The sequence below is a fragment of the Cellulosimicrobium sp. 72-3 genome, assembly GCF_013127315.1.
GTDB lineage: Bacteria > Actinomycetota > Actinomycetes > Actinomycetales > Cellulomonadaceae > Cellulosimicrobium > Cellulosimicrobium funkei.
In genome coordinates, this window is the sequence record NZ_CP053419.1 from 39579 (window position 1) to 65921 (window position 26343).

The 26343-nt window shown below is 75.4% G+C and carries 24 protein-coding genes and 1 riboswitch; of the genes, 11 read left to right on the forward strand and 13 right to left on the reverse strand.

What is annotated here, in order from left to right; genetic code table 11:
- Window positions 1-144: 144 nt before the first annotated feature.
- Window positions 145-741 (forward strand): isopentenyl-diphosphate Delta-isomerase, encoded by a 597-nt coding sequence (gene idi, locus HKK73_RS00175; protein WP_086150146.1) that lies wholly within the window; start codon window positions 145-147, stop codon window positions 739-741.
- A gap of 13 nt (window positions 742-754) precedes the next feature.
- On the opposite strand, the gene HKK73_RS00180 is transcribed toward idi, so the two are convergent.
- Genes HKK73_RS00180 through HKK73_RS00190 form a run of 3 tightly spaced genes read right to left on the reverse strand, consistent with a single transcriptional unit; the run spans window position 755 to window position 3308 of the window.
- Window positions 755-1495, reverse strand: coding sequence for a hypothetical protein (locus HKK73_RS00180; protein WP_171467154.1), 741 nt, complete (start codon window positions 1493-1495; stop codon window positions 755-757).
- Window positions 1492-2307 carry a hypothetical protein gene (locus HKK73_RS00185; RefSeq protein ID WP_137281382.1) on the reverse strand — a complete coding sequence of 272 codons (816 nt, stop codon included), beginning with the start codon at window positions 2305-2307 and terminating at the stop codon, window positions 1492-1494. The genes HKK73_RS00180 and HKK73_RS00185 overlap by 4 nt, the downstream gene beginning before the upstream one ends.
- Window positions 2304-3308, reverse strand: coding sequence for a hypothetical protein (locus HKK73_RS00190; protein WP_171467155.1), 1005 nt, complete (start codon window positions 3306-3308; stop codon window positions 2304-2306). Before HKK73_RS00190 ends, HKK73_RS00185 begins: the two co-directional genes overlap by 4 nt.
- 195 nt (window positions 3309-3503) lie before the next feature.
- Between HKK73_RS00190 and HKK73_RS00195 the strand changes: the two genes are divergently transcribed.
- Window positions 3504-4352 carry a class I SAM-dependent methyltransferase gene (locus HKK73_RS00195; protein ID WP_051027840.1) on the forward strand — a complete coding sequence of 283 codons (849 nt, stop codon included), beginning with the start codon at window positions 3504-3506 and terminating at the stop codon, window positions 4350-4352.
- A 358-nt stretch (window positions 4353-4710) separates the two neighbouring features.
- Here HKK73_RS00195 and HKK73_RS00200 read toward each other — a convergent pair whose 3' ends face one another.
- Window positions 4711-5619 carry an SDR family oxidoreductase gene (locus HKK73_RS00200; protein ID WP_216608021.1) on the reverse strand — a complete coding sequence of 303 codons (909 nt, stop codon included), beginning with the start codon at window positions 5617-5619 and terminating at the stop codon, window positions 4711-4713.
- An 86-nt stretch (window positions 5620-5705) separates the two neighbouring features.
- Between HKK73_RS00200 and HKK73_RS00205 the strand changes: the two genes are divergently transcribed.
- Window positions 5706-6230 (forward strand): low molecular weight protein-tyrosine-phosphatase, encoded by a 525-nt coding sequence (locus HKK73_RS00205; RefSeq protein ID WP_228485158.1) that lies wholly within the window; start codon window positions 5706-5708, stop codon window positions 6228-6230.
- On the opposite strand, the gene HKK73_RS00210 is transcribed toward HKK73_RS00205, so the two are convergent.
- The 5 genes from HKK73_RS00210 to HKK73_RS00230 all read right to left on the reverse strand — a co-directional run bounded on the left by HKK73_RS00210 (window position 6213) and on the right by HKK73_RS00230 (window position 10094).
- Complete coding sequence (locus HKK73_RS00210) at window positions 6213-6821, reverse strand: VanZ family protein (RefSeq protein WP_171467156.1); 609 nt, start codon at window positions 6819-6821, stop codon at window positions 6213-6215. The genes HKK73_RS00205 and HKK73_RS00210 overlap by 18 nt on opposite strands.
- Before the next feature lie 174 nt (window positions 6822-6995).
- Complete coding sequence (locus HKK73_RS00215) at window positions 6996-7484, reverse strand: hypothetical protein (protein WP_171467157.1); 489 nt, start codon at window positions 7482-7484, stop codon at window positions 6996-6998.
- Window positions 7485-7536: 52 nt separating this feature from the next.
- Window positions 7537-8685: an alpha/beta hydrolase gene (locus HKK73_RS00220; protein WP_171467158.1), complete on the reverse strand. Its 1149-nt coding sequence runs from the start codon at window positions 8683-8685 to the stop codon at window positions 7537-7539.
- 113 nt (window positions 8686-8798) lie between these two features.
- Window positions 8799-9410: a DUF1992 domain-containing protein gene (locus HKK73_RS18990; protein WP_253705715.1), complete on the reverse strand. Its 612-nt coding sequence runs from the start codon at window positions 9408-9410 to the stop codon at window positions 8799-8801.
- Between the two features lie 63 nt (window positions 9411-9473).
- Entirely contained in the window at window positions 9474-10094 is a 621-nt protein-coding gene (locus tag HKK73_RS00230; protein ID WP_171467159.1) for a hypothetical protein, read from the reverse strand.
- Between the two features lie 122 nt (window positions 10095-10216).
- Between HKK73_RS00230 and HKK73_RS00235 the strand changes: the two genes are divergently transcribed.
- Window positions 10217-11401, forward strand: a complete 1185-nt coding sequence (locus HKK73_RS00235) for a pyridoxal phosphate-dependent aminotransferase (RefSeq protein ID WP_171468628.1) — start codon at window positions 10217-10219, stop codon at window positions 11399-11401.
- Between the two features lie 94 nt (window positions 11402-11495).
- The gene (locus HKK73_RS00240; RefSeq protein WP_253705717.1) at window positions 11496-12395 is read left to right on the forward strand and encodes an endonuclease/exonuclease/phosphatase family protein; all 900 of its coding nucleotides are present in this window, start codon (window positions 11496-11498) and stop codon (window positions 12393-12395) included.
- Between the two features lie 63 nt (window positions 12396-12458).
- Here the strand turns inward: HKK73_RS00240 and HKK73_RS00245 are convergent, their stop codons facing one another.
- Window positions 12459-12827 carry a hypothetical protein gene (locus HKK73_RS00245; protein ID WP_216608022.1) on the reverse strand — a complete coding sequence of 123 codons (369 nt, stop codon included), beginning with the start codon at window positions 12825-12827 and terminating at the stop codon, window positions 12459-12461.
- Between the two features lie 216 nt (window positions 12828-13043).
- On the opposite strand from HKK73_RS00245, the gene HKK73_RS00250 reads away from it, so the two are divergent.
- From HKK73_RS00250 to HKK73_RS00265, 4 genes are all read left to right on the forward strand, one after another.
- Window positions 13044-13961, forward strand: a complete 918-nt coding sequence (locus tag HKK73_RS00250; protein WP_163185503.1) for a LysR family transcriptional regulator — start codon at window positions 13044-13046, stop codon at window positions 13959-13961.
- Window positions 13962-13986: 25 nt separating this feature from the next.
- On the forward strand, window positions 13987-15492 hold the full coding sequence (locus HKK73_RS00255; protein ID WP_171467160.1) for a lactate dehydrogenase: 1506 nt from the start codon (window positions 13987-13989) through the stop codon (window positions 15490-15492).
- 104 nt (window positions 15493-15596) lie between these two features.
- Window positions 15597-16676 (forward strand): PIG-L family deacetylase, encoded by a 1080-nt coding sequence (locus HKK73_RS00260; RefSeq protein WP_074804112.1) that lies wholly within the window; start codon window positions 15597-15599, stop codon window positions 16674-16676.
- Window positions 16673-18394 carry a cell wall metabolism sensor histidine kinase WalK gene (locus tag HKK73_RS00265; RefSeq protein WP_171467161.1) on the forward strand — a complete coding sequence of 574 codons (1722 nt, stop codon included), beginning with the start codon at window positions 16673-16675 and terminating at the stop codon, window positions 18392-18394. The genes HKK73_RS00260 and HKK73_RS00265 overlap by 4 nt, the downstream gene beginning before the upstream one ends.
- On the opposite strand, the gene HKK73_RS00270 is transcribed toward HKK73_RS00265, so the two are convergent.
- From HKK73_RS00270 to HKK73_RS00280, 3 genes are read right to left on the reverse strand one after another with little or no spacing between them, the layout of a single operon-like run.
- Window positions 18391-19527, reverse strand: coding sequence for a hypothetical protein (locus HKK73_RS00270; protein ID WP_171467162.1), 1137 nt, complete (start codon window positions 19525-19527; stop codon window positions 18391-18393). The genes HKK73_RS00265 and HKK73_RS00270 overlap by 4 nt on opposite strands.
- 5 nt (window positions 19528-19532) lie before the next feature.
- Window positions 19533-20822 (reverse strand): glycosyltransferase family 2 protein, encoded by a 1290-nt coding sequence (locus HKK73_RS00275; RefSeq protein WP_171467163.1) that lies wholly within the window; start codon window positions 20820-20822, stop codon window positions 19533-19535.
- Between the two features lie 4 nt (window positions 20823-20826).
- Window positions 20827-21714: an ATP-grasp domain-containing protein gene (locus tag HKK73_RS00280; protein WP_074804121.1), complete on the reverse strand. Its 888-nt coding sequence runs from the start codon at window positions 21712-21714 to the stop codon at window positions 20827-20829.
- A gap of 150 nt (window positions 21715-21864) precedes the next feature.
- A riboswitch (glycine riboswitch) is annotated at window positions 21865-21974 on the forward strand.
- Between the two features lie 183 nt (window positions 21975-22157).
- Here HKK73_RS00280 and gcvP point away from each other — a divergent pair.
- On the forward strand, window positions 22158-25118 hold the full coding sequence (gcvP, locus tag HKK73_RS00285) for an aminomethyl-transferring glycine dehydrogenase (protein ID WP_171467164.1): 2961 nt from the start codon (window positions 22158-22160) through the stop codon (window positions 25116-25118).
- Window positions 25115-26338 carry a glycine cleavage system aminomethyltransferase GcvT gene (gene gcvT / locus HKK73_RS00290; protein ID WP_171467165.1) on the forward strand — a complete coding sequence of 408 codons (1224 nt, stop codon included), beginning with the start codon at window positions 25115-25117 and terminating at the stop codon, window positions 26336-26338. The genes gcvP and gcvT overlap by 4 nt, the downstream gene beginning before the upstream one ends.
- Window positions 26339-26343 lie beyond the last annotated feature (5 nt).

Genomic DNA, 26343 nt, shown 5'->3' on the forward strand with positions numbered 1-26343 from the left:
CGTGACGAGTGAGGTTACCCTCACCTTAATTCACGCGCGGGAGGGTCCGGCAAGGTCGTCCGCGAACCCGGCGGAGTGACCCCGCTCACCGTCGGCGCCGGAGGAGGTTGCCGGTCCGCGAGCGGCGTGTGCGAGAGTGGCCGCATGACCTCGCACGTCCCCGTCGCCGCCGACCACGTCGTCACCGTCGACGACCAGGGCCGCCGGACCGGCACCTTCGAGCGCGCCGCGGTCCACACGACCGAGACGCCCCTGCACCTCGCCTTCTCCTGCTACGTGCTCGACGACGCGGGCCGCCTGCTCCTCACGCGGCGGGCCCTCGCGAAGCGCACGTGGCCCGGCGTGTGGACCAACTCGTTCTGCGGGCACCCGCGCTGGACGGAGTCGACCGAGGAGTCGATCGTCCGCCACGCGCGGCACGAGCTCGGGCTCGAGATCGCGGACCTGGAGGTCGCGGTCCCCGGCTTCCGCTACCGGGCCGTCGACGCGTCGGGCGTCGTGGAGAACGAGATCTGCCCCGTCTACGCCGCCCGGGCGGCGGGCCCGGTCGAGGCGAACCCCGACGAGGTGATGGAGCTCGCCTGGGCGGACCCGCGGGACGTCGCGCGCGGGGTCGCCGCCACGCCGTGGGCGTTCAGCCCGTGGATGGTGCTCCAGGTCGGGGCGCTGGGCGGCGCGAGCACGGCCGGCGACGGCCCGACGGCGCCCCTCGCCGCGGCCTTCGGTCCCGCCTCCGCCTGACCGCGCCGGGGAGTCAGACGCGCCGGAGCTGCGCGCGGCGGAACCGCTCGGGGATGCCCAGGTGGTCGGCGTCCTCGGCGGTCGAGCGCAGCCGCCGCGGCGGGAGCGCGTGCGGGAGGACCGCGTCGGCGCCGGGGACCCGCGCGTCGTGCATCGCGGCGGCGAGCGCGTGCACCAGGGGCGCCTGCCGGGACGGCCGCCGCGTCGAGAAGACCCACAGGTCGAAGCCGGGGGCGGTCGCGAGGTCGACGGGCTGGCCCTGCGCCCACGCGTGCCGCGCGACGACCGGCGACACCGCCAGGAACGTGACCGGGCGGCGCGACCACAGCACCGTGCGGGACGCGCCGCTCACGCCGCGGTCGGCCATGAGGAGCCCGATCGTGCGCTGGTTGCCCACGACCGCCGAGACAGTGCGGGGGTCGATCCCCGACCACGGGATCACCGTGGGGCGCAGGAACGGCGCGAAGGAGCCCACGACGATGCCGCCGTCGAGCACGAGCAGCTTCTCCGAGCCGAGGAACCACAGCAGGACGGCGAGCACGGCGGCGACGGCCACGAGCAGGACGCCCGCGGCGACGACCTCGCCGTCGGCCAGGCTGGCGACCGGCGCGAGCAGCACGAGCACGAGGACCACGGCCCACGCGGGGCCGTTCGGCGTCGCGGCCTCGACGTGCCGGAGGCGGCCGAGGCGCGACGCGTCGGCCCAGTGGCGCACCTTGCGCGTCGCGCGGTCGCCGGTCGGCGCGGCCGTCATCGGCCGAGCAGCTCGGCGGGGAGGCGGCGCAGCGTCGCCGGCCCGACCTCCGACAGCTCGAGCGTGACGGGCGCGCCGTCGGCGCCGTGCTCGCCGCCGCGCACGACGTACACGCCGTCCGGCGTCGCGTAGACGCTCACCCGGACGAGGGTGTCCGAGCCCGCGCGCACCGCGCCGAGCACCGTGACGGCGACCGCTCCGGAGAGCTCGGGCGACGTGCGGGCCTCCGCGGCGAACTGCTCGGTCGTGAAGGTGCGGGCGCGGCCGTCGAGCACGGCCTTCGCCGCGGGGTCGAGGAACACCGCGAGGCGCCCCGCGAGCTCGGTGAGCGGGTAGACGCTGAAGGAGTGGTGGCCGCTCGGCCCGACCTCCTCCTCGAGCACCCGGTCCTCGTCGTGCAGGTAGACGTACACCCAGTGCTTGCCGAGCGCCGTCGTGCGGTCCGCGGACAGGATGGCCGACGCCGTACGGCGCAGCACGAGCGGGCCCGTCACCTCGGGGACCGCGTCGATCCCGACCTGCGGCTCGCCGCCCGGCCCGGGCGGGCGCTCCTCGTCGGACGGCACCACGAGACCCCGTGCGAGCAGCGACCGCAGGGCCACGCGCCCGACGAGCGTGCGGTCCGCGCCCTCCTGCGCGTCGAGCCAGGGCAGCGGGACGAGCTGCGGGTTCTGGAGGCCGTCGAGGATCGCGACCTCCTCGTCGGTGAGCGTGACGACGTGCGTCACCTCGCCCGAGGCCGTGCGCGCGAGCGTCTGCTCGGCGGCCGCGATGTCGGCCGCGGACCACTGCATGGTCGGCTGCTGGGTCACGAGAAGAGGCCTCCGATGAAGTCGCCGGCGGCGGAGAGCCCGTCGCCGATCGCGTCACCGACGTCGGACGCGACGTCGCCGATGGTATCGGCCGCGTCCCCGACGAAGCTCGTGACGTCGTTCCAGCCGTCCGCGAGGTACGGGCCCGGGTCCGAGAAGAACCCCGTGATCGAGTCCCAGTTGTCGTAGACGAGGTTGCCGAGCGCCCAGACGCCCGCGACCGCCGCCGCGCCCGCGACGACCGCGATGCCGACCGGGTTGGTGAGGAGCCCCGCCGCGATCGCCATGGTGCCCGCGCCGCCGATCACGGACAGGACGCCCATGCCGCGGTCGATGCCGCCGCGCACGCCGTCGTACTGGGTGTTGACGATCTGGTTGATGCCGCCGACCACGCCGGCCGCGCCGCCCGCGAAGCCCATGAACCGGGAGAACGTCGTGGCCCGCCCGAGCACGCTCAGCGCGTCCCCGACCGCCATCCCGCGCGTGAGCTGCAGGGCGCTCGCGGCCGCGGGCGACAGCGCCGCGAGCCGGCTCGCGTCGAGGAAGCCGCGCGCGGCGAGGAACGTGCGGTACGCGATCCACGCGCCGCTCCCCGCGCCCCACGCGGACAGCGCGGTGTCGCCGACGTCCCAGATCGAGCCGTCGAGCGGGTCGCCCGCGCCGGGAGGGCCGCCGCCGGGGCCGGTCGGCACGCCGGGCCCGGGGACGCCCGGGGACGGGATGGACCCGCCCTCGGTGCTCGTCGCGAACTGCTGGTCGGCGTGGCGCAGGACGGCCTGCGACGCCTCGGAGAGCGACTGGCTCACGCCGCGCAGCAGCGCGACGGACGTGCCGGTCCACTCGCTGCGGAACTGGTCGGCGTCGCCGCCCTGCCAGCGACCCGCCGCCTCGACGAGGCCGCTGACCTCGGACGTCGTGCTCACGAGCTGGTCGGAGGCTGACCGCAGCGACTGCGCGAGCCTCCGCAGCTCGTTGACGTCCGCGCCCCACATACCGCTCACGTCGTCCCCGTCCCCTCGTCGGTCGTCCGGCCCGCCGGCACCCGGTGTCCGGGACGCGCGAGGCGGGCACCGGGGAGGCTACCGTGCGCGCCGTCGTGCGGGCGATGGGGAGTCCTCCCCGTCGGGTCGCGGCGGGCTCGCGCACGCGCACCGCTCGCGTTCGGCTCCGGCGCCCGGGCGGGTGACAATCGACCCATGCCTGACGCGGTACCCGACACCCCCGCCACCCCCGACCGCGCGAGCGAGGCGCCGGTGCCCGCCCGGGACGCCTCGTTCGAGGAGCACGTCGCGTGGGCCCGCGCGGTCCCGGTCGTCGGGTCCGACCTCTCCCCCGTGGCGGGCCGCGTCGTCGAGGACCCAGTGCCGTGGGACTACGTCGCGCTCGCGCGCGAGCTCGTCGCGAGCGGGCGCGGGCCCGTGCTCGACCTCGGCACGGGCGGCGGCGAGCTCCTCTCCACGCTCGGCCCGTTCCCCGCGGGCTCCGCGGCGACCGAGGGCTGGGCCCCGAACCTGCCGGTGGCCCGACGGCGGCTCGAGCCCCTCGGCGTCGAGGTGCGGCCCGTGGAGGGCGACGACGAGCAGCTCCTGCCGTTCTTCGACGGCCAGTTCGCGGTCGTCCTCGACCGGCACGAGGAGTTCGACCCGGACGAGGTGCTCCGCGTGCTGGAGCCGGGCGGCGTGTTCCTCACGCAGCAGGCCGACTCGCGCGACGGCGTGCGCCTGAGCACCGCGCTCGGTGCCGAGCCGGCGTGGGACCCGGACTCGGTCACGCTCGACGCCGCGGTCGAGGTGCTCCGCGAGGCCGGGTTCGTGGTCGACGCCGCGCGCGAGCACGAGGGCCTGCGCCGGTTCCGGGACCTGTCCGCCCTGCTCTGGTACCTGCGGCTCATGGCCTGGCAGGTGCCGGAGCTCGCGTCGCTCTCGCCCGAGGCGGTCGCGCGCTACGAGGCGCCCCTGCGCGCCCTGCACCTGCACCTCGCCGCGGGCCACGAGTTCGTCGACGAGGCGCCGCGCTTCCTCGTCGTCGCACGCAAGCCCTTCTGACGCCGACTCAGCGTCGGCGTGCGGGCAGCAAGAAGCCCGCGGGCTGGAGGGTTCCTCCTGTCGTGCTGGACGAGGGCACGACACCCGCGGGCTCCGGTGGTTGCGTGGTACTCGCTCGCCGCCGGGGGCTCCCCTCGGGAGACCCCGCCCGGTTCACGGGCTCACCGCATCCGGTCCGTTGCTGGATCGGTTGCGCGACGACTAGCGCGCAACCACCTCACGAGTCCGAAGAATCTTCACTTCCAGGACCACCTCCTTTCGCGTGTACGACGACGGTACGTCCGCCTCCCGCGGCCACGCCAGGGGTTTTCGCCCACGGCGTGGAACCGCCGTGGAGCGACCCGCCGGGTCGCCGGGGTCAGGCGGGACGCAGGTGCGCCCACTCCTCGGGGTAGTCGTCGAGCCACGCGGCGAACGACTGCGCGGGCCGCTCGACGAGCCGCGGGACCGTGTCGCTCACGTGCGCGAGCTCGCCCGCGGCGATCGCCGTGTACGACGACACCCAGCCGTCCACCTCGAACCGCGGCGCCCCGTACCGGTCGCGCGACGCGTACGCCTCGTCGACGGTCTCGGGGTGGTACGTGATCTCGCGGCCCGTGGCCGACGACAGCTCGGCCGCGACCTCGGCGAGCGTGAGCGCCTGGGGGCCCGTGACGTCGTAGGTGACGCCGTCGTGGCGGTGCGCGTCGGCGTCGAGCAGCACGACGGTCGCGACGTCGGCGATGTCGTCGTGCGACACCGACGCGACGCGCCCGTCGCCCGCGGGGCCGCGGATCACGCCGTCGTCGCCCACCATGAGCGCGAGCCCGCGGTGGTAGAGGTTGTCGCGCAGGAACGTGTGCCGCACGCCCGTCGCGCGGATGTACTCCTCGGTGCGCCAGTGGTCGCGCGCGAACGTGAACACGGCGTCGGGGGCGGCGCCGACGAACGACACGTAGACGATGCGGTGGACGCCCGCCGCGACGGCCGCGTCCACGGCTGCGCGGTGCTGCGCGACGCGGTCGACGTCCTCGCGCGCGGACACGAGCAGGACCGTGTCCACGCCGGTGAACGCCTCGACCATGCCGCGCGTGTCCGTGTACCCGGCGACGACGGCGACGTCCGACTCCGGCAGCGGGTCGTCGCCCAGGCTGGGCGCGCGGGCGGCGTCGCGCACCACCAGGCGTTGCGGCGCGCCCTCGGCGGCGAGCCGGAACGCGAGCTTCGACCCCAGGAGACCGCTCGCGCCCGTCACGGCGACCCGTCCCGACCCCGCCCCGATCATCATCTCCTCACGGTAGGCGCCCTGGTCACGGGCCGCCCGACGACCGCCCCGGACGGGAGGGGAACGCCCTCCTCGCGCAGAATGGGGCCATGTCCAGTGCCGAGACCCGCCCCGGGCCCTACCGCGTCATGACCGTCTGCACCGGCAACATCTGCCGCTCCCCTATGGCCGAGGTGGTGCTGCGCGACCGCTTCGAGGCGGCCGGGCTCGGCGACCGCGTCGTGGTGGACTCGACCGGGATCAGCGACGAGGAGCGGGGGAACCCGATCGACCGCCGCGCCCGCGCCGTCCTCGCGGAGCACGGGTACGTCGTCGACGGGACGCACCGGGCGCGTCAGGTGCGCGCGGGCGACCTCGCCGCGCGCGACCTCGTGCTCGCGATGACCGCCCAGCACGCGCGGGCGCTGCGGCGCCTCGACGCGTCGGCGCCGGTGCGCCTGTACCGCTCGTTCGACCCGGCGGCGCCGCGCGTCGAGCCGGGCGGGTCCGAGCACGTGCTCGACATCGCCGACCCCTGGTACGGCGGGCAGCAGGACTTCGAGGACTGCCTCGCCGAGGTCGAGGCCGCGGCCGACGGGATCGTGGACCTCGTGCGCTCAGAGCTCGACGGCTGAGCCCGCGCGACGGGCGGCCGTCCCGTCGGCGCGCGACCCGCGCGGCCGCGGCGCCGTGGACCAGCGGAAGCGGTCGAAGAACGCGTCGAGCGCGGGGACGCGGCACAGCACGGTGAACAGCCCGAGGCCGAGCGCGCCGCCCACGACGTTGAAGAGCAGGTCGCTGGCGTCCGCGATGTGACCGCCACCCAGCAGGTGCGAGGTGACGTACTGGGTGACCTCGATCGCGAGACTGAAGGCCGCTGCCGTGAGCACGACGCGCCACCACGACGGCCGCGCCAGGAGGAGCGGCAGGAGCATGCCCAGCGGCACGAACACGAGGACGTTCATCACCGCGTCGGCGACCTCGTAGTCCACGAGGGGCACGAGGACCAGGTGGGCGTCCCACGCGGCGCTGCTCGCCGGCTTGTCGAGGAAGATCGGGAACACCGTGTTCGCCACGACCCCGGCCGCGTAGACGGCGAGCGCGAGCGCGACGGCGGCCCGCGGCACCGTGAGACGACCGGTCCGGTGCAGGCGCCACAGCAGCAGCCCGAGGACCACCGCCCCCAGCGGGACGACGACGGGGAGAACGGGGACCTCGCGAAACACTCGAACCGCTCCTTCAGCTGACGACGCCACGCACGACGTCGCCGACGGTAGCGGTGCCCCGCTACCCGGGAGATCCCCCGACGGTGCGACCCCGGCCGCGGCGCCCTCCCCCTGCGGGTGGACCGGGCCGTGCACGACCCGCGGTGCGTCGGCCTTTCCGACCGCGAGGAGCGGTCAGTCGCCGTAGATCGGCGCCGACCAGTCGTGGTACAGGAAGACGTACGTCTCGCCGTCGCCCACCAGCCGCTGCGCCATGTAGGCGTCCCAGCGCACCTCTTCGGAGTCCGTGCCCCCGGGCTCCTGCAGCGCCGCGAGGAGCTCCGGCGGCATCGCGAGCGCGTCCGTGAGGCACTCGACGTCGGTCCAGCTCGGGCCGTACGGGGACCCCACGCGGCGGAGGTCGACGAAGCCGTTCTCGCGGTCGACGGTCGCCCCCGTGCCGCCGAGGGCGCACTCGTCGAACGCCGTCGACACCGCGGCGATGTTCGCCCGGCGCTCGAGGCCGGGTCGCAGCACGAGGGTGGCGACGAGCGCGACCGCGGCGACGAAGGCCAGCGCGAGCACGACGACGAGCGGGACCAGCCACGGCGGCCGACGACGGGCGGGGCGGGCGGCGGGGGCAGCGCCGCCCGGGGTCGCGGGCGGGGCGGGGGGCAGCGTCATGCGTCACTCCGGTGTGTCGTGCGGTCGGCGAGAGAAAGGTTGTCGTCGAGCGTCACCGGCGGCGGGTCCGCCCGCGCAGCGTCCCGACGGCGGTGCCCACGGACCGCGCGACGGACCGTCCCGCGTGACGCACCGTGGCACCGAGCCGGCCGAGCGCGCGGCCCACGCCTCCCGTCGCGCGCGGCGCGCCGCGGGGAGAGGGGGCGACGGCGTCGGGCACGGGCGGCGTGACAGGCGCGGGCCGCGGCAGGTACGCGCCGACCCACTGCGCGATACGTCCGTACGCGAGCGCGCGCACGGGCCGGGAGGAGAGGACGACGTCGTGCAGGGCGCCGTCGAGGCGCGCGACCGTGACGAGGTCGCCGAGCTGGACCGAGCGCTGCGCGACGCCGTCGACGTCGATCGCGGTGTCCGTGCGCATCATCTCGGGCGACCAGCGGGGCAGCAGCGTGCTCCGGGCCGAGAGCAGGACGAGCACCGGGGCGCCGATCCCGAGGCCGCGCGCGACCGTCTGCTGGCCGTGGAAGACGGCGGACAGCCACGCGGGCGTCGTCCGGAAGCCGTGCTGCGGACGCCAGGTGAGGTCGTACGACCACTCGCCGTCGAACTCCTTGCTCACGGAGCGCGTGTAGAAGCCGAGGTCGACGTTGGGCAGCGGACGCGTGGGCGTGAGCCGGGCGCGCGCGCCGATCACGGGCTCGAGGAGGAGGCGGCCGACCTCGCGCGTCTGGAACTCGAGCCACGGGCTGTTGAGGACGAGCGCCGCCGCGCGCCCGGGGTGGCGCGCGAGCCACAGGCTCAGCGTGAGGCCACCGGTCGAGTGACCCATGAGCACGACCTCGCGCGGGGACCGCCCGTCGCCCCGGTGGCCCATCGCCACGAGCGCGGCCTCGATGTCCTCGTCGTAGGTGGCGAGGTCGGCGACGTACCCGGGCGTCTGGCCGGGCCGCAGGCTGCGGCCGTACTTGCGCAGGTCGAGCGCGTGGAACCGCGCACCGTGCGCCTCCCAGAAGTCGGCGAGCTCGGTCTGGAAGAAGTAGTCGGACCAGCCGTGCACGTACAGCACGTCGAGGTACGGGTCGGGGCCCGGGCGCCGGCGCCGCACGAGCGTCGCGACGACGTCGCCCTCCTCGTCGGGCGCGAGCGGCAGCGTGAGCTGCTCGTAGTCGTCGCCCAGGACGTCGGGCTGCCAGTCCGCCATGCCGCCGACCCTAGGCGGGCCCGACGACGGCCGCCCGCCCGGTGGGCCGCTGACCGGCTGGGTGGGGCACGGTCGGGTGGAGTGCGGTCCGGTGGGTCCGGTGGGTCCGGTGGTCAGCGGGCGGCGCGACGGGCGCGCCAGCGCGCGACCTCGTGCTCGACGTCGCGCGTCGGCGTCACGACGGGCGGCCCGCCGAGCAGCTGGCGGCGGGCGTCGACGACGCGCGCGTTGAAGTCCGCGAGGATCTCGCGGACCGCCCGCTCGTCGAGCTCCCTGTCGAGGCGGTCGTCGAGCTCGCGGTCCTCGCGCTTGAGGAGCATGGCCGGGGGCCCGAGCCCGGTGAGCTGCTCGCGCTCGATCACGGCCTTGAGCCACCAGTCCGGGTCGTGCGTGCCCGTGAGCCCGGGGATCGGCTTGCCCGCGAGCGGGAGGTCGTCGAACTCGCCGCGCCGGACGGCCTGGTCGATCACCGTGTCGACGTACATCGCGCGGTCCTGGGGTCGTACACGACGTGGACCTCCGACAGGGAGGTCGTCGTCGCGCGCCCCGGGCGGCTCGTCCGTCGTGCGCGCCCCTCCCGGTGCGCGCGCCGGGTCCGGGATGGCGGGCTCGTCGGCGGACCCCTCCTGCTGCGCGGCCTCGCGTGCCGCCTCCCGGTCGACCCGGTACTGCGCGGCACGCCGGACCGGGTCGTCGTCCGGCGTGCGGGAACGTCGTCGGAACACGAGAACCTCCCTCGTCGTCCCCGCCAGCGTAGGCAGCCGCCGCCCCGCGCGACGAGCGGGGGATCAGCCGTCGAGGAGCGGGTGGTACCGGCGGCGCAGGGCCCGGTCGAGCGCGGCGAGCACGCCGCCCACGGTGAGGATCGTGTTCACGGGGCCCGGAAGGTCCGGGACGAAGGGCGGCGTCCACCCCGTGATCTCCGACGCCAGCGCGAGCAGCTGCGGCACCTGCGTGACGAGCGCGACCGCGAGCACGACCCACGCCGTCACGCCCACGGCGCGGCTCGCCGTCGGGCGCTCGCGGTCCATGCGGTCGCGCCAGGCCTCGGCGGTCCCGGGCAGCGGCGGGACGTCGTGCACGGTGCCGACCGCGTCCACGACGCGCACGTACCGCATCCCGTAGGTGCTCATCCTCGCCTCCAGGGTCGCGCCCCCGAGGTCGAACCGGGCGCGCGAGCGCTGCTCGTCGACGAGCCGGCCGTCCCGGTACAGCCGGATGCGCTCGTCCCAGTCGAGGAAGTCCACGGCCACGACGTACTCGTGCCCGCCGTGCCGGAGCCCGAACGCGCTGCGCCAGAGCACCCCCCACCCGCGGACGGGGCGGAAGGTCGCGGCGCGGTCCCGCCCCCCGTGGTCGCCGTCCTCCCGGTCGTCGGGGCCGTCGCGCCAGGCGTCGTCGGTCGTCATGGCCCCATCCGACCCCGGGCGCGGGGTGTGGCGCGTCGCCCGGACGACCGACACCTCCGCGGGCGGCCGACCGACGTCCGCCGAACGGATGACCCGGGCATGATGGGCTCATGTCCGGGTCGATGAAGGTCTCACGCCGCTCCCACGTGCCGCCGTTCGCGGTGATGGAGGTCCTCGCCGAGGCGAACCGGCTGCGCGACGCGGGCGCGTCCGTGCTCAACCTCTGCGCGGGCGAGCCGTCGACCGGGGCGTCGGACGTCGTGCGGCGGCGTGCGATCGAGCTGCTCGAGCACGGCGACCTCGGCTACACCGAGTCGCTCGGGGTCCCCGCGCTGCGGCGCGCGATCGCCGAGCACTACGGCCGCTGGTACGGCGTCGAGATCGACCCGGCGCGCGTCGCGGTGACGACCGGGTCGTCCGGCGGGTTCCTCCTCGCGTTCCTCGCGGCCTTCGACGTCGGCGACCGTGTCGCGCTCGCACGCCCCGGCTACCCCGCGTACAAGAACATCCTGCGCGCGCTGGGCTGCGAGGTCGTCGAGCTCGACTGCGGCCCGGAGACGCGCTACCAGCCCACGGTGTCGCAGCTCATGGAGGCGTACTACGACGGCGGCCTCGACGGGCTCGTCGTCGCGAGCCCCGCGAACCCGACGGGGACGATGATCCTGCCCGCCGAGCTCGACGCCGTCGCGGCGTGGTGCACCGATCACGAGGTGCGCCTCGTGAGCGACGAGATCTACCACGGCATCGTCTACGGGGACGGCGCGGACGGCCCGGCCGCGGCGCTGCCGACGGCGGCGCGGTACGTGCCCGACGGCGCCGTCGTCGTCAACTCGTTCTCGAAGTACTGGGCGATGACCGGGTGGCGGCTCGGGTGGCTCGTGCTGCCCGACGAGCTCGTGGGGCCGGTCGACGCCCTCGCCGGGAACGTCGCGCTGTCGCCGCCCGCGCTCGCGCAGCACGCGGGCGTCGCCGCGTTCTCCCCCGAGGGGTACGCCGCCGCGGCCGAGAACGTCGCGCGGTACGCGGCGTCGCGCGAGCTCGTGCTCTCCCGGCTCGACGACCTCGGGTGGTCGCGCGTCGCGCCCGCCGACGGCGCGTTCTACGTCTACGCCGACGTCTCCGGGGACGGCCTCGACTCCGTGACGTGGTGCGCGCGCCTGCTCGCCGAGGCGGGCGTCGCGCTCACCCCCGGCACGGACTTCGACGGCGTCCGCGGCGGGGACTGGGTCCGGCTGTCCTTCGCCGCGGCCCCGAGCACGGTCGCCGAGGCGGTCGAGCGCATCGCCGTCTGGCGCCGCACCCTCTGACGCGTCCCGGGCGCACGTCCCGACGACGTCCCCCGCGCCCGGCCCGACGCCCGCCCTGGTCGCGACGGTCCGCCGCCCGCGCGAGGATCGTCCGGTGCCCCACGACTCCCGTGACCTCAGCGACGGACCGCTGCCCCCGCGCCCCGACGGCGCCCTGCGCCTCGCGACCTTCAACACGCTGCACGGCGCCGCGCTCGACGGGACGGTCGACGTCGAGCGGTTCGCGCGCGCCGTCGCGTACCTCGACGCCGACGTCCTCGCGCTCCAGGAGGTCGAGCGCGACTCGCCCCGCTCGCACCGCGCCGACCTCGTGGCCGTCGCGGCGGAGGCGCTGCGCGCCGAGCACCGGCACCTGTCCCCCACGCTCCGTGGCGTCTCCGGCGCGTGGGTGCGCGCGGGGCGGCCGGGGTCGGGAGTGCGGCGCGTCCCCGGCGTCGCGTCGTACGGGATCGGGCTCGTCAGCAGGTTCCCCGTCGAGCGGTGGTCGCGCCTCGAGCTCGAGCGGATGCCGTGGCGGTCGCGCGTGCGGCGGCGACGACCGGGGACCGCGACGGGGGCCGCGCGCCTGCTGCCGTTCCGGGTGGTGCCCGACGAGCCGCGCGCCGCGCTCGCCGCGGCCGTCCGCACGCCGTGGGGGCCGCTCACCGTCGTGACCGCGCACACGACGTCGCGCCCCGAGTTCACCGCGGACCAGCTCCGGGCCTTCACGGGAGCCTGCGCACCGCTCCCGCGCCCGCTCGTGCTGCTGGGCGACCTCAACCTGCGGGCGCCGGAGCCCGCGGAGATCACCGGGTTCACGTCGCTCGCCGACGTGCTCACGCACCCCGTGGACCGGCCCGTGCGGCAGATCGACCACGTGCTCGCCGACGGCCTGCCCGGCGGCCCGACCGCCCGGGCCCTCGGGCCCGCGACGGCCGTCGACACGGGCCTGTCCGACCACCGTGCGGTCGTGGTGGACGTCGTCCTGGAGCCGGCGCCCGACGCTCCGCGCTGAGCAGGGTCGGGCGGCCGCGCCGAGCGGGGTCGAGCAGCCGCGCCGGGCGGGGTCGGGCAGCCGTCAGGCGGCGAGCCCGACCTCCTGGGGCGCGGGCTCGCCGTCGGCGCGCACGGGGACCGTCGCGGGGGCGGACGCGGTGAGGGCGGCGACCTCGTCGAGCGCACGACGGCGCGCACGCCGCGCCCGCACGATGACGACGATCGCCTGGGCGCCGATGAGGACCCACACGAGGTTCGCGGCGACGGACGGCCACACGCCGTTGGCCGCGGCGACCATGCCCATGAGGCCCGCGGCGGTGAGGTTGGTGAGCTGGAACGGGGCGGACGACGGCGCCCAGCGGCCACGGCTGACCATCGCGTAGGCGACGACGCCGGCGGCGGCACCGATCCAGCCGAGGAACATGACGATCGCGTCGAGGGTGACAGGCACAGCGGTACTCCGGTGACGAAGAAGGGGTGGAGGGGGGTACCGCGACGCTGCGGTGGCTGTGCGCTCCGGGCCGATGGCTGGTGGCGCGGGTGGTGCGAAGCTCGGGCGCCGACCCGTAAGGAGGAGGAGGTAACCGACCGGCGCCACGACAAGTGTGAGGCCTTCCGTGGTTCAGCACAATCGAAGGATTCTGCACCGGGCGTTTAGCATCTCTACATGGCGACGGACCCACGCAGACTTGGTTTCCTCCTTGCCGTGCACCGTGGTGGAGGCATCCTCGCGGCAGCGGATCTCCTGCACGTCACCCCGTCCGCGGTCTCGCAGCAGATCCAGCGGCTCGAGGCCGAGGAGGGGGTCGTCGTGCTCGACCGCGGACCGCGCGGCGTGACCCTCACGCCCGCCGGTCGAGTGCTGGCCGAGACCGCCGAGCGCATCGAGACCGAGCTCGTCGAGGCCCGCAAGGCGCTCGCCGCGCTCGGCGACGAGGTGAGCGGGCGCGTCGCCGTCGGCTCCTTCCAGACGGCGATCCGCGCCGTCGTCGCGCCCGTCGCCGGGCGGCTCGCCGAGACCGCCCCCGGGATCGAGCTCGACGTGCAGGAGCGCGAGCCTACCGAGGCCCTGCGCCTCCTGCGCGCGGGCGAGCTCGACGTCGTCCTCCTCGAGCGCGACTACGAGGCCGACTCCCCCGCCCCGCGCGGCACGCGCGAGATCGTCCTGCTCGACGAGCCGTGGCGGCTCGTCGTCCCCGCCGGCATGCCGACGCCCACGCGCCTCGACGACGTGCGCGACGCCGTCTGGCTGGGACCCGAGCCCGGCACCGCCGCCGCCCGAGCGCTCCGGCGGCTGGCGCGCGGGCTCGGCGGGACCTTGCGCACGCGGCACAACTACTACGACTTCGACGTCGCGCTCTCGCTCGTCGCCGCCGGGCTCGGTGTCGCGATGCTCCCGGCGCTCGCCGTGGAGGGCGGCGCGTCGGACGAGGTGCCCGACGGCGTCACGGTCGTCGGGCTGCCCGGCCTCGGCTCGCGCCGCCTCGTCGCGCGCCACCGCGCGACCCGGCACGAGCCCCGCCCCGTGGTCTCCGCCGTGCTCGACGAGATGGTCGCCGCCGCGGGCGGGATCGCGTTCGCCTGACTCCGGGGCGTCGTAGCCTGCGAGGGTGGACGTAGCGGTGGTGGGGGCGACGGGCGACGTCGGCCGGCAGGTGTGCACGCAGATCGTCGAGCGGCGGGTGCTCCCGCCCACGGCGCGGCTCCAGCTCGTCGGCCGGGCCGGGGGCGCGTCGGGGCGCGCCGTGCACGGGCTGCGCGCCGACCTCGTCGACGCGTACGACGAGCACGCGCCCCTCCTCGACGTCGCGCACTCGCCCGACGACGTCACCGCCGACGTCATCGTCGTCGCCGCCGGCCTCACTCCCCCGGCCCGCACGGGCGCCGACCCCGACCGGCGCGTGCTGGCCGCGACCAACGGCGCGGTGCTCGCCGAGTACGCGGACGCGATCGCGCGGCACGGCTCGGGCCACGAGGTCGTGATCGTCGTGACGAACCCCGTCGAGCTCGGCGTCGCGGTCATGGCGGAACGGCTCGGGCGGCACCGCGTGCTCGGCATGGGAGCCTGGCTCGACACGCTGCGGTTCCGGCGCGAGATCGCGGTCGAGCTGGGCGTGCGGCGGCACCGCGTCGGCGGGTTCGTGGGGGGCCAGCACGGCGAGGACGCCGTCCCGCTCTGGTCGACCGTCCGGGTGAGCGGGCTCGACGCCGACGAGCGGGCGCGCGCCGTCGCCGCGCTGCGCCGCGGCCGCACGCTCGACGCGCTGCCCGGCGAGATCGCCGCGGCGAAGGACGAGCTCGCGCGCGTCGCGAGCCAGGACATGGGCGCCGCGTTCGAGCTCATCGACACCTGGCCCGCCGACCTGCGGCTCGTCACGCGGCCCTGGATGACCCACCAGTCCGGCGCGAAGACCCCCGCGGGCACCGCGAGCGCGACCGTCGACCTCCTCGAGGTGATCCTCGACGGGCGCGAGATCGTCGTCGCGGGCCAGGTCGCGCTCGACGGCGAGCTCGACGGTCGGCTCGCCCCACCCGGGGCCGACGACGTGCCGTCGCGCGGCGTCCTCGGCGTCCCGGTCGTGCTCGGCCCGGGCGGGTGGACGCGCGTCCTGCTCGACGAGCTGCCCGACGACGAGGCGCGCCGGCTCGTGCAGGCGGCCGGGGGGATCGATCGCCTGGTGTCGGCGAGCGCGGCGTCGGCGAGCGCGGGGTCGCCCGCGGGCGGTACGGCGAGCGCGGCGGCGGGTGCGGAGGGTTCGTCGGGCGCGGCGGGCACGCAGGTCGGGACGGCTGGCGTCCCGGGCACGACCGGGACGACGGTCGCGGAGCGCGTGCCGACCCCGGCCGGTGCGGAGCGCGACTGGGTCGCGACCGTGCACGGTCTGGACCAGCCGGGCACGCTCACCGCGCTCACCGGGGTGTTCTCGACGCGCGGCGTGAGCTTCGACTCGCTCGCCACCGGGCCGGTGGACGGCGACGGCCGGGCGGGGCGGATCGTCGTGTCGTTCCGCGCGACGCCCCGCCGCACGCGGGCCCTGGAGCGCGCGGTCCGGCGTCTCGCGACGGTGCGCTCCGTCGTCGTCGAGCCCGCGGGAGGCGACGCCGGGCGTCCCTGACCGCGCCCCGGGGTGCCCGTGCCGCGCACGCCGGGACCGTGACGAGCGGTGTCGTCCCGGGGCGCGTACCGTCGATGGGACCGAGTCCGCAGTCAGGGGGGACCGTGCCCGAATCCCAGTACCAGGTGCTTGTGATCGAGGACGACCTCGACGCCGCCGAGTTCCTGAGGATCGCGCTCGAGCGTCACGGCGGCATGCACGTCGACACGGTCGAGACCGCCGAGGGAGCCGTCGAGGCGCTGCGACGGCAGTCGTACGACGTCCTCGTCAGCGACATCCAGCTGCCCGGCCGTTCCGGGCTCGAGGTCCTGCCAGAGCTCCGGGCGATCGACCCGGCGGTGCGCGTCATGATCGTCACCGCGTACCCGACCGTGGACCACGCGATCGGTGCGCTGCGCGAGTCGGCGGACGACTTCCTCGTCAAGCCGGTGACGGCCGCCGAGGTCGTCCGCCGCGCCACCGAGCTCGCGCAGCGGACCCGGGCGGCCCGCACCTCCTCTCGGCAGCGGGTGCTCGCCGTCGGAGCGCACCCGGACGACGTCGAGATCGGGGTGGGTGCCACGCTCGCCGCGCACGCCGCCGCCGGGGACGAGATCGTGACGCTCGTCCTCTCCGGCGGCGCGGTCGGCGGCGAGACCTCGGCCCGCCGCTCGGAGGCGGCCGCCGCGGCCGCGGTCGTCGGTGCGCGCCTCGTGCACCTCGACTTCCCCGACACGCGGCTGGACCCCGCCGCGGGGATGATCACCGCGATCGAGGAGGTCGTCCGGGAGGTCCGCCCGACGCGGATCTACACCCACGGGATCCACGACCGCCACCAGGACCACCGCGCCGTGCACGAGGCGGTCCAGGTCGCTGCGCGGGAGGTCCCGGGGCTCTGGTGCTTCCAGAGCCCGTCCTCGACCGTCGAGTTCGCGCCGAACCGCTTCGTCGACGTCGACGGGTTCGTCGACACCAAGCTGAGCATGCTCGCCGCCTTCGCGTCCCAGAGCCACCGGGAGTACATGCAGCCCGACGTGGTGCGTGCGACCGCGCGGTACTGGGCCAGGTTCAGCCCCGCCCGCGACGCCGAGCCGTTGGAGACGGTCCGGGCCAGCGAGACCCTCGTCCGCGGGGAGGTCGTCCAGGCGGCTCCCGCGGTCGACGGGCAGGGGGCGGACGCCGGGCACGGCTCCGGCGGGCGGTGAGCAGACCGACCGAGCTCGGCGAGAGGTACCCGGTCCTCCGCCTGGGCTGGGCGGACGAGGACGCCGTCGCGCTGCGCCAGGTGCCCATCACGCTCTCCGTGGTGGTCGCCGCGGCCTCGCTGTGGTGGATGGTGGAGCCCGCCCGCCCGGGTCTGCTGGTCGCGGCGGTCGTGCTCTCCGTCGGCGTCCTCGTGGTCGCCGCGCTCGGCCGGTGGGACACGTGGCCTGTCTCATGGCGCTTCGCCTGCTCGCTCGCGCAGATGCTCGCGATCGGCCTGCTCGACGTCGGGGCGGGCCTCCAGGCGGTGACCCTCGACATCCTCCTCGTCCTCCCCCTCGCGAGCCTGGCGCTCCGTCCGGGCTCGGCCGGTCCCGCGGTCGGGCTCGCGGGCGCGGGTCTGGTCCTCCTCGTGCCGGTCGTCGTGGACACCGGCCGGATCCAGCCCGTCCTGCACGCGGTCGTCACCTTCTCGATCCTCGCGACGCTCGCGCTCGGCATCCACGGCATCGTGACGCTCGCGCGCGGCCAGGCCGTCCAGCTGGCCGCCGCCCGCGACGCCCTCGACGCGTCGTCACGACGTCTGCGCGACTCGCGGGACACGCTCGCGAGCATCCTCGCCGCCGCTACCGAGCAGGCCTTCCTGGCCACCGACGACGCGGGCACGGTGGTCTCCGCCAACACCGGCGCCGAACGTCTCCTCGGGACGGCGGCGAGCACGCTCGTGGGGACGGACGTCGTCCGCCTCCTCGGCGGAGGATCGGCCGCGGCGGGCGAGGCGGGCGACCAGGAGGGGGGCACGCCGTCGGCGCTCGCGGAGATCGTCGGGGCCGCCGCGCACGGCGGCACCGAGGTGCACGAGCGCGACCACACCCTGCCGGACGGTACGAGTCGTCGGCTCGAGGTGGTCGTGACCCGCAGGCCCGCCCTCTCGGGGCCGGCGCCGGAGCTCCCGCCGGGCTACCTGTTCGTGGCGACCGACGTGACGCGCCGCCACGAGGACGAGCAGGAGCAGGACGCGTTCATCGGCCTCGTCAGCCACGAGCTGCGCACGCCGCTCGCCTCGATCCTCGGGTACGTCGACCTGCTCCGGATGCGGCCCGAGAGCCTGGACGACGAGCAGCAGCGCTATCTCCAGGTCGTGGAGCGCAACGCGCACCAGCTCCAGGCCCTGGTGGAGGACCTGCTCACCAGCGCCCAGGTGGTCTCCGGGACGTTCGCCCTGGTACCGATGGAGCTGGACGTGGTGGAGGTGGTCCGGGAGGCCGTGGCGTCCACCGCACCGGTCGCGGCCCGTGCCGGGGTCGCGATCGTCGAGGACGGGGACGCCGAGGTCCGCCTGCTCTCCGACGCGCAGCGGCTGGGCCAGGTGGTCGAGAACCTGCTCACGAACGCCGTGAAGCACAGCACGCGGGGCGGCCAGGTGCGGGTGAGCGTCACCGCCGAGCCCGCGCAGGATGCCGCCCGGTGCGTCCGCGTCCGGGTCGTCGACCACGGCACCGGCATCCCGGCGGATGAGCTCGCGCGCCTGACCGAGCGCTTCTACCGGACCCGGGAGACCGTCCGTCGGCGGGTCCGGGGCGTCGGTCTCGGCCTGTCGCTCGTGCAGACGATCGTCGACGCGCACGGGGGGAGCCTGTCCATCGCCAGCGAACCGGGGGTCGGGACCGAGGTGGACGTGCTCCTGCCCGACCTCTCACCGGACCAGGACGAGCCCTAGGCCGGTTCTTCGCTCGCGTCGGGGCGCCACACGGACGCGAGCGCGGTCCAGTACGCGTCGCCCATGAGGGAGTACGGGGTCACGTTGACCGAGCGCACCCCGTTCGTCGCGGCGAGGGAGACGGCCTCCGCCATGGTCTCCGGGTCGGTCGCACCGCCTCCGCCCGCCCAGAGGCCGACGGAGACGGTGATCCGCGACATGTCGAACCCCGCGGTGGCGAGCGCCGCCGTGAGGTTCCGGACCTCCGCCACGTCGCGACCGTCGAGGGTCGTGTATCCCCAGAGGTTGAGGCGGTCGGCCCCGGAGAGCAGGACTGCATAGTCGTGCCCGCTGCTCGTGTCACCCGTGTCCAGGCTCGACCAGTCCACACGAGCGTCCATGGCGAGCTCGATCCGAGCGCCCGCGCCCCCGCGCACCTCGTCGAGCGCCGTCCGCATCCGGCCGAGGAGGTCTGCGAGGACCCGGGAGCGCCAGGACCCCAGCTCGGGTGACTCCTCGACGATCGCGCCGTCCGCGTCCCGCGGCCAGTCCGTCGCTCCGGTCATCTCGCGGAACAGCTCGAGGTCGTCGTCCCCGTACGAGAACCGGTCGAGGAAGAGCTCCGTCACCGAGATCTGGCTGGGGTTGTACCGCTCCCCCAGCGCGGCCACGTACTCGACGAGGCGGTCGGCCACCGGTCCGGAGGAGAGCGCCGTCGCCGACGACTGGTACACCGTGGGCTGCCCGTCGACGTCCTTGCCGGCGATCGAGGGGTCCTGCGCGATCCAGCGAGGCACGTAGGCGTCGACGATGAGGCCGAACTCACGCTGCGCACCGTCGGCGTCCAGGCCCAGCGCACGCGCTGCCGTGGCGAGGTGGTCGGTCCCCGGTTCCGCCGCGGCCTCGGGGTACGCCTCCCAGTCGAAGGCGGTGAACTCCACCCGTCCGGCGCCGAGCTCGACCATGTTCGCGCCCGCCGCGTCGAGACGGCGGTCGACCGCTCCCCAGTCGGTGCTCGGATCGGTCACCACGCCGAAGTCGATGCTGACGGACCGTACGTCGTCGGGCGGGGGCGTGGACCGCATGGGCGGCAGGGACTCCTTCCACGGGCTTGCGAGGAGCACCGCCGCGACGACGACGGCGACGAGGGGCACGACGATCAGCGCGACCCAGGGTCGTCGACCGCGCCGAGCCCGCGCACCGACACCGTGCCGGTCCTCTCGAGCTTGTCCCATCGTCCCTCCGCGTCCGTCGTCTCCCGGCGTGCCGCCTCCAGCATGACCAGTGTCATGAGCGAGGAGTAGACGGGCCACAGCGGGACCGTCCACAGATATCGAAGATCGCCGGGTGCGTGGTCGAGCACGACCGCGAGGAGCAGCAGCCCCAGGGACAGGGGCAGCCCGAGGAACAGCGCCCACTCCCACCACGACGGAGGCAGCCAGCCCGTGCCCTCGACGGCGACGAGGACGGAGAGGGCGAGGAACGCGAGCACCTGGAGGAACGGTCCCGCCACCTGCGACACGGTGTTGTAGAGCAGGTACGCCCCGAAGCGCCCGTACCGGAGGTTGCCGATCATCCGCCGGTGCAGCGCCGACACCTGGAGCAGGCCGCGCGCCCACCGCACCCGCTGTCGCCAGAGGCCGCGGACCGTCGAGGGCGACTCGGCGTAGACCACGGCGTCCGGCGCGAACGTCACCCCGTAGCCGGCGGCGTGCACCCGCCAGGTGAGCTCGAGGTCCTCTGCCAGGGTGTCCGTCCGGAGGGGCCCCGTGCGTTCGAGCACCTCGCGCCGGAACGCGCCCACGTTCCCCGACACGACGGGGAGGCAGCCGAGCACGTCGAGCGCGCGGCGCATGAGCCCGGTGCCGACGTGGCTGACGAGGGCGAGGAACCGCGTCAGCACCCGATCGAGGTTCACCGGGCGGTCGTTCCCGCACACCGCGCCGACGCGGGCGTCGCGGAACCCGCGCAGCAGCCGGGTGATCGTGTCGGGCCGGAAGACGCCGTCGGCGTCGACCAGGAGGACGACCTCGCCCCGCGCGAGGGCGATGCCACGGTTGAGGGCGGCGCCCTTGCCGGCGTTCTCCTGCCGCACCGCGTGCACGCGCGCGTGCCGCTCGGACAGCCTGAGCATCCTGTCGAAGGTGTCGTCGCGGGACCCGTCGTCGACGCACAGGATCTCGAAGCGCGGGTAGTCGCTGCGCAGGAGCGACCGCACGCAGTTGTCGATGACGACCGCCTCGTCGAAGGCGGGGACCACGACGGAGACCAGAGGAGGCTCCGCCCAGGACGGGCCGAGCCCGGCGGGGCCGGGTGCCGCGCGTCGGTGGCGGTGCTCGAAGGCGAGCGCGAACGGCACGAGGGCGAGGCGGACGAGCCCCACGACGAGGAGCGTCGATCCGACCACGAGCGCGAGCGCGGTGAGGATTCCGGTCAGGGCGGCCGGCATGCCTTCAGACCGGCCACTCGCGGAGCACGGCGTCGAGCAGCTCCGGTGCGGACTCGGACACCGCCCCGAAGCGCGCGTTGACCTCCAGGACGACCGGTGTCCCGTCCGCGAGCCGCCGGACGTCCATGTCGAGAGGACCGACGAGCCCGAGCGCCAGGGTCGTGGCCCGTGCCACGGCGGCGACGTCCGCGGCCGCGCTCTCCTCGAGGCGCGTCACCGTCGTGGCGTTGCCGACGCGTCCCTCCTTGCGGCCGGTCTTCTCCAGGACGACGACCTGCGTCTCCCCGGTCGACGGCGACCGGAACACCTGCGGGCAGTACTCCCGCCCCGGCGCGAACCCCTGGACGATCCACGACGCGTCGAGAGCGGCCCATGCCGGGTCGTCCGCGGTCTCCACGACGTGGACGCCACGCCCGCCCCGCGCGACACGCGGCTTGACGACGACCGGACCCGCCGCCCAGTCGAGCGCGTCCGCCGCGGAGGGCAGGGCGTCGGCCCCGGCGTGCGGCGGGACGCCGACGCCCTGGCGGTCGAGCGCGAGCATCGTGAGGAGCTTGTCGCCGGCGACGGCCGTCGGGCCGGGCGGCGACACCACGACGTCGCGGGTCAGGCCCGCGGCACCGGCGAGGACGGCGAGGTGCGCCAGCTCCTCGGAGACGGACGGGACGACGAGGACGTCTCCGTACCGGCGCACGAGCGCCAGGGTCGCGCCGTCGTAGGCGGGGTCTCCCGCCGCCGGGACGGCCTCCACGGTCGCGAACCCCGGGACGGCACGTGGCGCCAGGTCCACCCCGACGGCGTGCACCTCCGGTCGTCGCGCGAGCTGAGCCCCGAGCGCCCGCCCGGCCGGCCCTGCGGCACCGGTGACGATGATCGTGCGCGTGTCCCCCATCGTCCGAATGTACGGCGGCCTCCTGGGGTCCGCAGGGCCGGGGGCACCGGGTACGCGGGAGCGAGGGCGGTGTGCCCGCTACGATGAGGCCACAACTCCATGCTTGACCGGCGGTGCCGTCCCTTCGGGCGCGGTGCCGGCCGGGCCGCCAGAACCGCGACGGGAGAGTCCGTCGCCCCGGTCCCCGGACCGCGGCGACGGCGCCGAAGGAGCAAAGTCCTCCCCGGGAATCTCTCAGGCCCACGTACCGTCGAGGCGAGGCAACTCTGGAAAGCGGCCGTGCTGGGGCGCCCTCGAGGCGTCGCGCGCGGCCCACCGACGGTGCAAGTCGGCGCGCCCCGGCCCTCGTGGCACGGCGGACCGGCAAAACTCTCAGGTCGACGCGTGCGTCCGATGACAGAGCGGGGAGGGACCCGCCGTCGTCCCCTCCCCCGGAGGTCCCCGTGACCCAGCCGTCCCTCGACCGCACCTCCCCGCTCGACGCCGCCTCCGGCGCGTTCGCGCCGCGCCACCTCGGCCCGCGCGGCCGCGAGGTGCAGGTCATGCTCGACCAGCTCGGCCACGCCTCGCTCGACGCGCTGGTCGACGCCGCCGTGCCCGCGGCGATCCGCACCGAGCGCCCGCTCGACCTGCCTGCGGCGCGCACCGAGACGGAGGTGCTCGACCACCTGCGCGCGCTCGCCGCGAAGAACGTCGTGAAGACGCAGATGATCGGGCTCGGCTACTACGGCACCGTCACTCCCCCGGTGATCCGTCGCAACGTCCTCGAGTCCCCCGCCTGGTACACGGCGTACACGCCGTACCAGCCCGAGATCTCGCAGGGCCGCCTGGAGGCGCTGCTCAACTTCCAGCAGGTCGTCGAGGACCTGACGGGTCTCGACGTCGCGAACGCGTCGCTGCTCGACGAGGCGACCGCGGTCGCGGAGGCCGTCGCCCTCATGTGGCGGGCGTCGCGCGCGAAGGGCGGCTACGTGGTGCTCGACGCCGACCTCTTCCCGCAGACGCTCGCCGTCACCCAGGGCCGGGCCCGGGCGGTCGGCCTGCCTGTCGTCGTCGCGGACCTGTCGGACGGCCTTGCGGCCGGGCTCGCCGCCGCTCGCGCGGCGGGCGCGTTCCCGACCGGGGTGGACGACGACGCGCACCTCGTGGGCGTCGTCGTCCAGCAGTCGGGCGCGTCGGGCCGCGTCGTGGACTGGCGGCCCGTGGTCACGGAGGCCAAGGACGCGGGCGCGCTCGTCACCGTGGCGAGCGACCTGCTCGCGCTGACGCTGCTCGTCTCCCCCGGCGAGCTCGGCGCCGACGTGGCGGTGGGCTCGGCCCAGCGGTTCGGCGTCCCGCTGTTCTACGGGGGCCCGCACGCGGCGTTCATGGCCGTGCGCAAGGGTCTGGAGCGCTCGCTCCCCGGTCGTCTCGTGGGCGTCTCGATCGACGCCGACGGCGACACCGCCTACCGCCTCGCGCTCCAGACGCGCGAGCAGCACATCCGGCGCGAGAAGGCGACGAGCAACATCTGCACGGCGCAGGCCCTCCTCGCGATCGTCGCCTCGATGTACGCGGTCTACCACGGGCCCGACGGCCTCCGCGCCATCGCCGAGCGCACGCACGCGCACGCCGTGACCCTCGCGGAGCGCCTCCGGGCCGCGGGCGTCGCCGTCGAGCACGACACCTTCTTCGACACCGTCCGCGCCGTCGTCCCGGGCCGCGCCACCGCCGTCGTCGAGACCGCCGCCACCGCCGGCATCAACCTGTACAACCCTGACGCAGATCATGTACAGATCGCCTGCGACGAGACCACCACCTCCGCGACCGTCGCCACCGTGCTGCGGTCGTTCGGCGTGGACGCCGCCGGAGGCCCGAGCGCCGAGGGCGCCTCCGTGGCCGGGTCCGGCCACGACCTCCCGACCTGGGCGACCCGGACGACGTCGTACCTCCAGCACCCGATCTTCCGCCTGCACCGCTCCGAGACGTCGATGCTGCGCTACCTGCGCCGTCTGGCGGACAAGGACCTCGCGCTGGACCGCACGATGATCCCGCTGGGCTCGTGCACGATGAAGCTCAACGCGACGGCGGAGATGGAGGCCATCTCCTGGCCAGGGTTCGCGGACCTGCACCCGTTCGTGCCGGCCGACCAGGCGCGCGGCTACGAGGAGCTGATCGGCGGCCTCGAGTCGGCGCTGGCGGAGATCACGGGTTACGCGGGCGTCTCGGTGCAGCCGAACGCGGGGTCGCAGGGCGAGTTCGCGGGCCTGCTGGCGATCCGCGAGTACCACGTGTCGCGCGGCGACGTGGAGCGCGACGTGTGCCTGATCCCCGCGTCGGCGCACGGGACGAACGCGGCGTCGGCGGCGCTGGCGGGGCTGAAGGTCGAGGTCGTGCGGACCGCGGAGAGCGGCGAGGTGGACCTGGCCGACCTGCGCGCGAAGCTGGCCGACCACGGACCGCGGGTCGGGGCGATCATGATCACGTACCCGTCGACGCACGGCGTCTTCGAGGAGCGCGTCCGCGAGGTCTGCGACCTCGTACACGAGGCGGGTGGTCAGGTGTACATCGACGGTGCGAACCTCAACGCGCTCGTGGGGCTCGCGCGCCCCGGGGAGTTCGGGGGCGACGTCTCGCACCTGAACCTGCACAAGACGTTCTGCATCCCGCACGGCGGGGGAGGGCCGGGAGTCGGCCCCGTCGCGGTCGCCGCGCACCTCGTGCCGTTCCTCCCGGGCGACCCGCTGGCTCCCGGACAGGACCCCGCCACCGGCACCCCGGTCTCGGCGACGCGGTACGGGTCGGCCGGGATCCTGCCGATCTCGTACGCGTACGTCGCGCTCATGGGCCCGGACGGTCTGACGGAGGCGACGAAGACGGCGGTGCTCACGGCGAACTACGTCGCGAGCCGTCTCGCCGACCACTACCCGGTGCTGTACACGGGGCCGAACGGCCTCGTCGCGCACGAGTGCATCCTCGACCTGCGCCCGATCACCGCGGAGACGGGCGTGACGGCGGAGGACGTGGCGAAGCGGCTCATGGACTACGGGTTCCACGCCCCGACGCTCTCGTTCCCCGTGGCGGGCACGCTCATGGTGGAGCCGACGGAGAGCGAGGACCTCGCGGAGCTCGACCGGTTCGTCGACGCGCTCGTCGCGATCCGCGGCGAGATCGACGCCGTCTCCTCCGGCCGCTGGAGCGTCGAGGAGTCGCCGCTGCGCGGCGCCCCGCACACCGCGGCGGCGCTCGTGGCGGAGGACTGGGACAAGCCGTACTCGCGCGAGCTCGCGGCGTACCCGGTCGCGAGTCTGCGCGCCGGGAAGTACTGGCCGCCGGTGCGCCGCATCGACGGTGCGCGGGGCGACCGCAACCTGGTGTGCTCGTGCCCGCCCCTGGAGTCCTACGTGACGGGAGACCTCGCATGACCGAGCAGCAGACCGGGACCACCGAGAGCGCGGAGCGTCGCAGCCCGCTGCACGACGAGCACGTCGCGCTCGGCGCGAACCTCACGAGCTTCGGCGGGTGGCTGATGCCGCTGCGGTACACGTCCGACCTCGCGGAGCACCGCGCCGTCCGCGAGGCGGCCGGCCTGTTCGACCTCTCCCACATGGGCGAGATCGAGGTCGCGGGACCGCAGGCCGCGGCCGCGCTGGACCACGCGCTCGTCGGGAACCTCTCCGCGGTCGCTCCCGGCCGGGCGCGCTACACGATGATCTGCCAGGAGGACGGCGCGGTCCTCGACGACCTCGTCGTGTACCGCCTCGCGGACGAGCGGTTCCTCGTGGTCGCGAACGCGGGGAACGCCGACCTCGTCGCGCGCGAGCTCGTCGCGCGGGCCGCGGGCTTCGACGCGACGGTCACCGACCAGGGGGCGAGCACGGCGCTCGTCGCGGTCCAGGGGCCGCGCGCGGAGGAGATCGTCGCGGGCCTCACGGACCCGGCCGACCCGGCCGCCGTCGAGACCGTGCGCGACCTCCGGTACTACGCGGCCGCACCGCTCGTCCTGCGGACCGACGACGGAGCGGTGGATGCCCTCGTGGCCCGCACCGGGTACACGGGGGAGGACGGCTTCGAGCTGTTCGTGCCCGCGGACCGCGCCGCCGACCTGTGGCGCACCGTGCTCGCCGCGGGTACGCCGCTCGGCCTCGTCCCGGCGGGACTGTCCGCGCGCGACTCGCTGCGCCTGGAGGCGGGGATGCCGCTGTACGGGCACGAGCTCGACACCACGACCACGCCGTATGAGGCGGGGCTCGGTCGCGTCGTGAAGCTCGACAAGGTCGACGGCGACGGCGCGCCGCTCGAGTTCGTCGGCCGGGCCGCGCTCGCCGCGCGCCGGGAGTCTCCGCCCGCGCGCGTGCTCGTCGGGCTCGAGGGTCTGGGGCGACGGCCCGCGCGGGCGGGCTACGCCGTCGTGCTGCCGGGCGACGGCGTCGACGCCGGGGGAGCGGTGGGGGAGTCCGCGCGCCGCGTGGGCACGGTGACGTCCGGCGCCCCGTCGCCGACGCTCGGCCACCCGATCGCCCTGGCGTACGTCACGCCCGAGCTGTCGGCGGAGGGCACCGAGCTCGCCGTCGACGTGCGCGGCCGGGCCGAGCCCGTGGTCGTCGTGCCGCTCCCGTTCTACCGTCGTCCCCAGCAGTCCTGACCGCC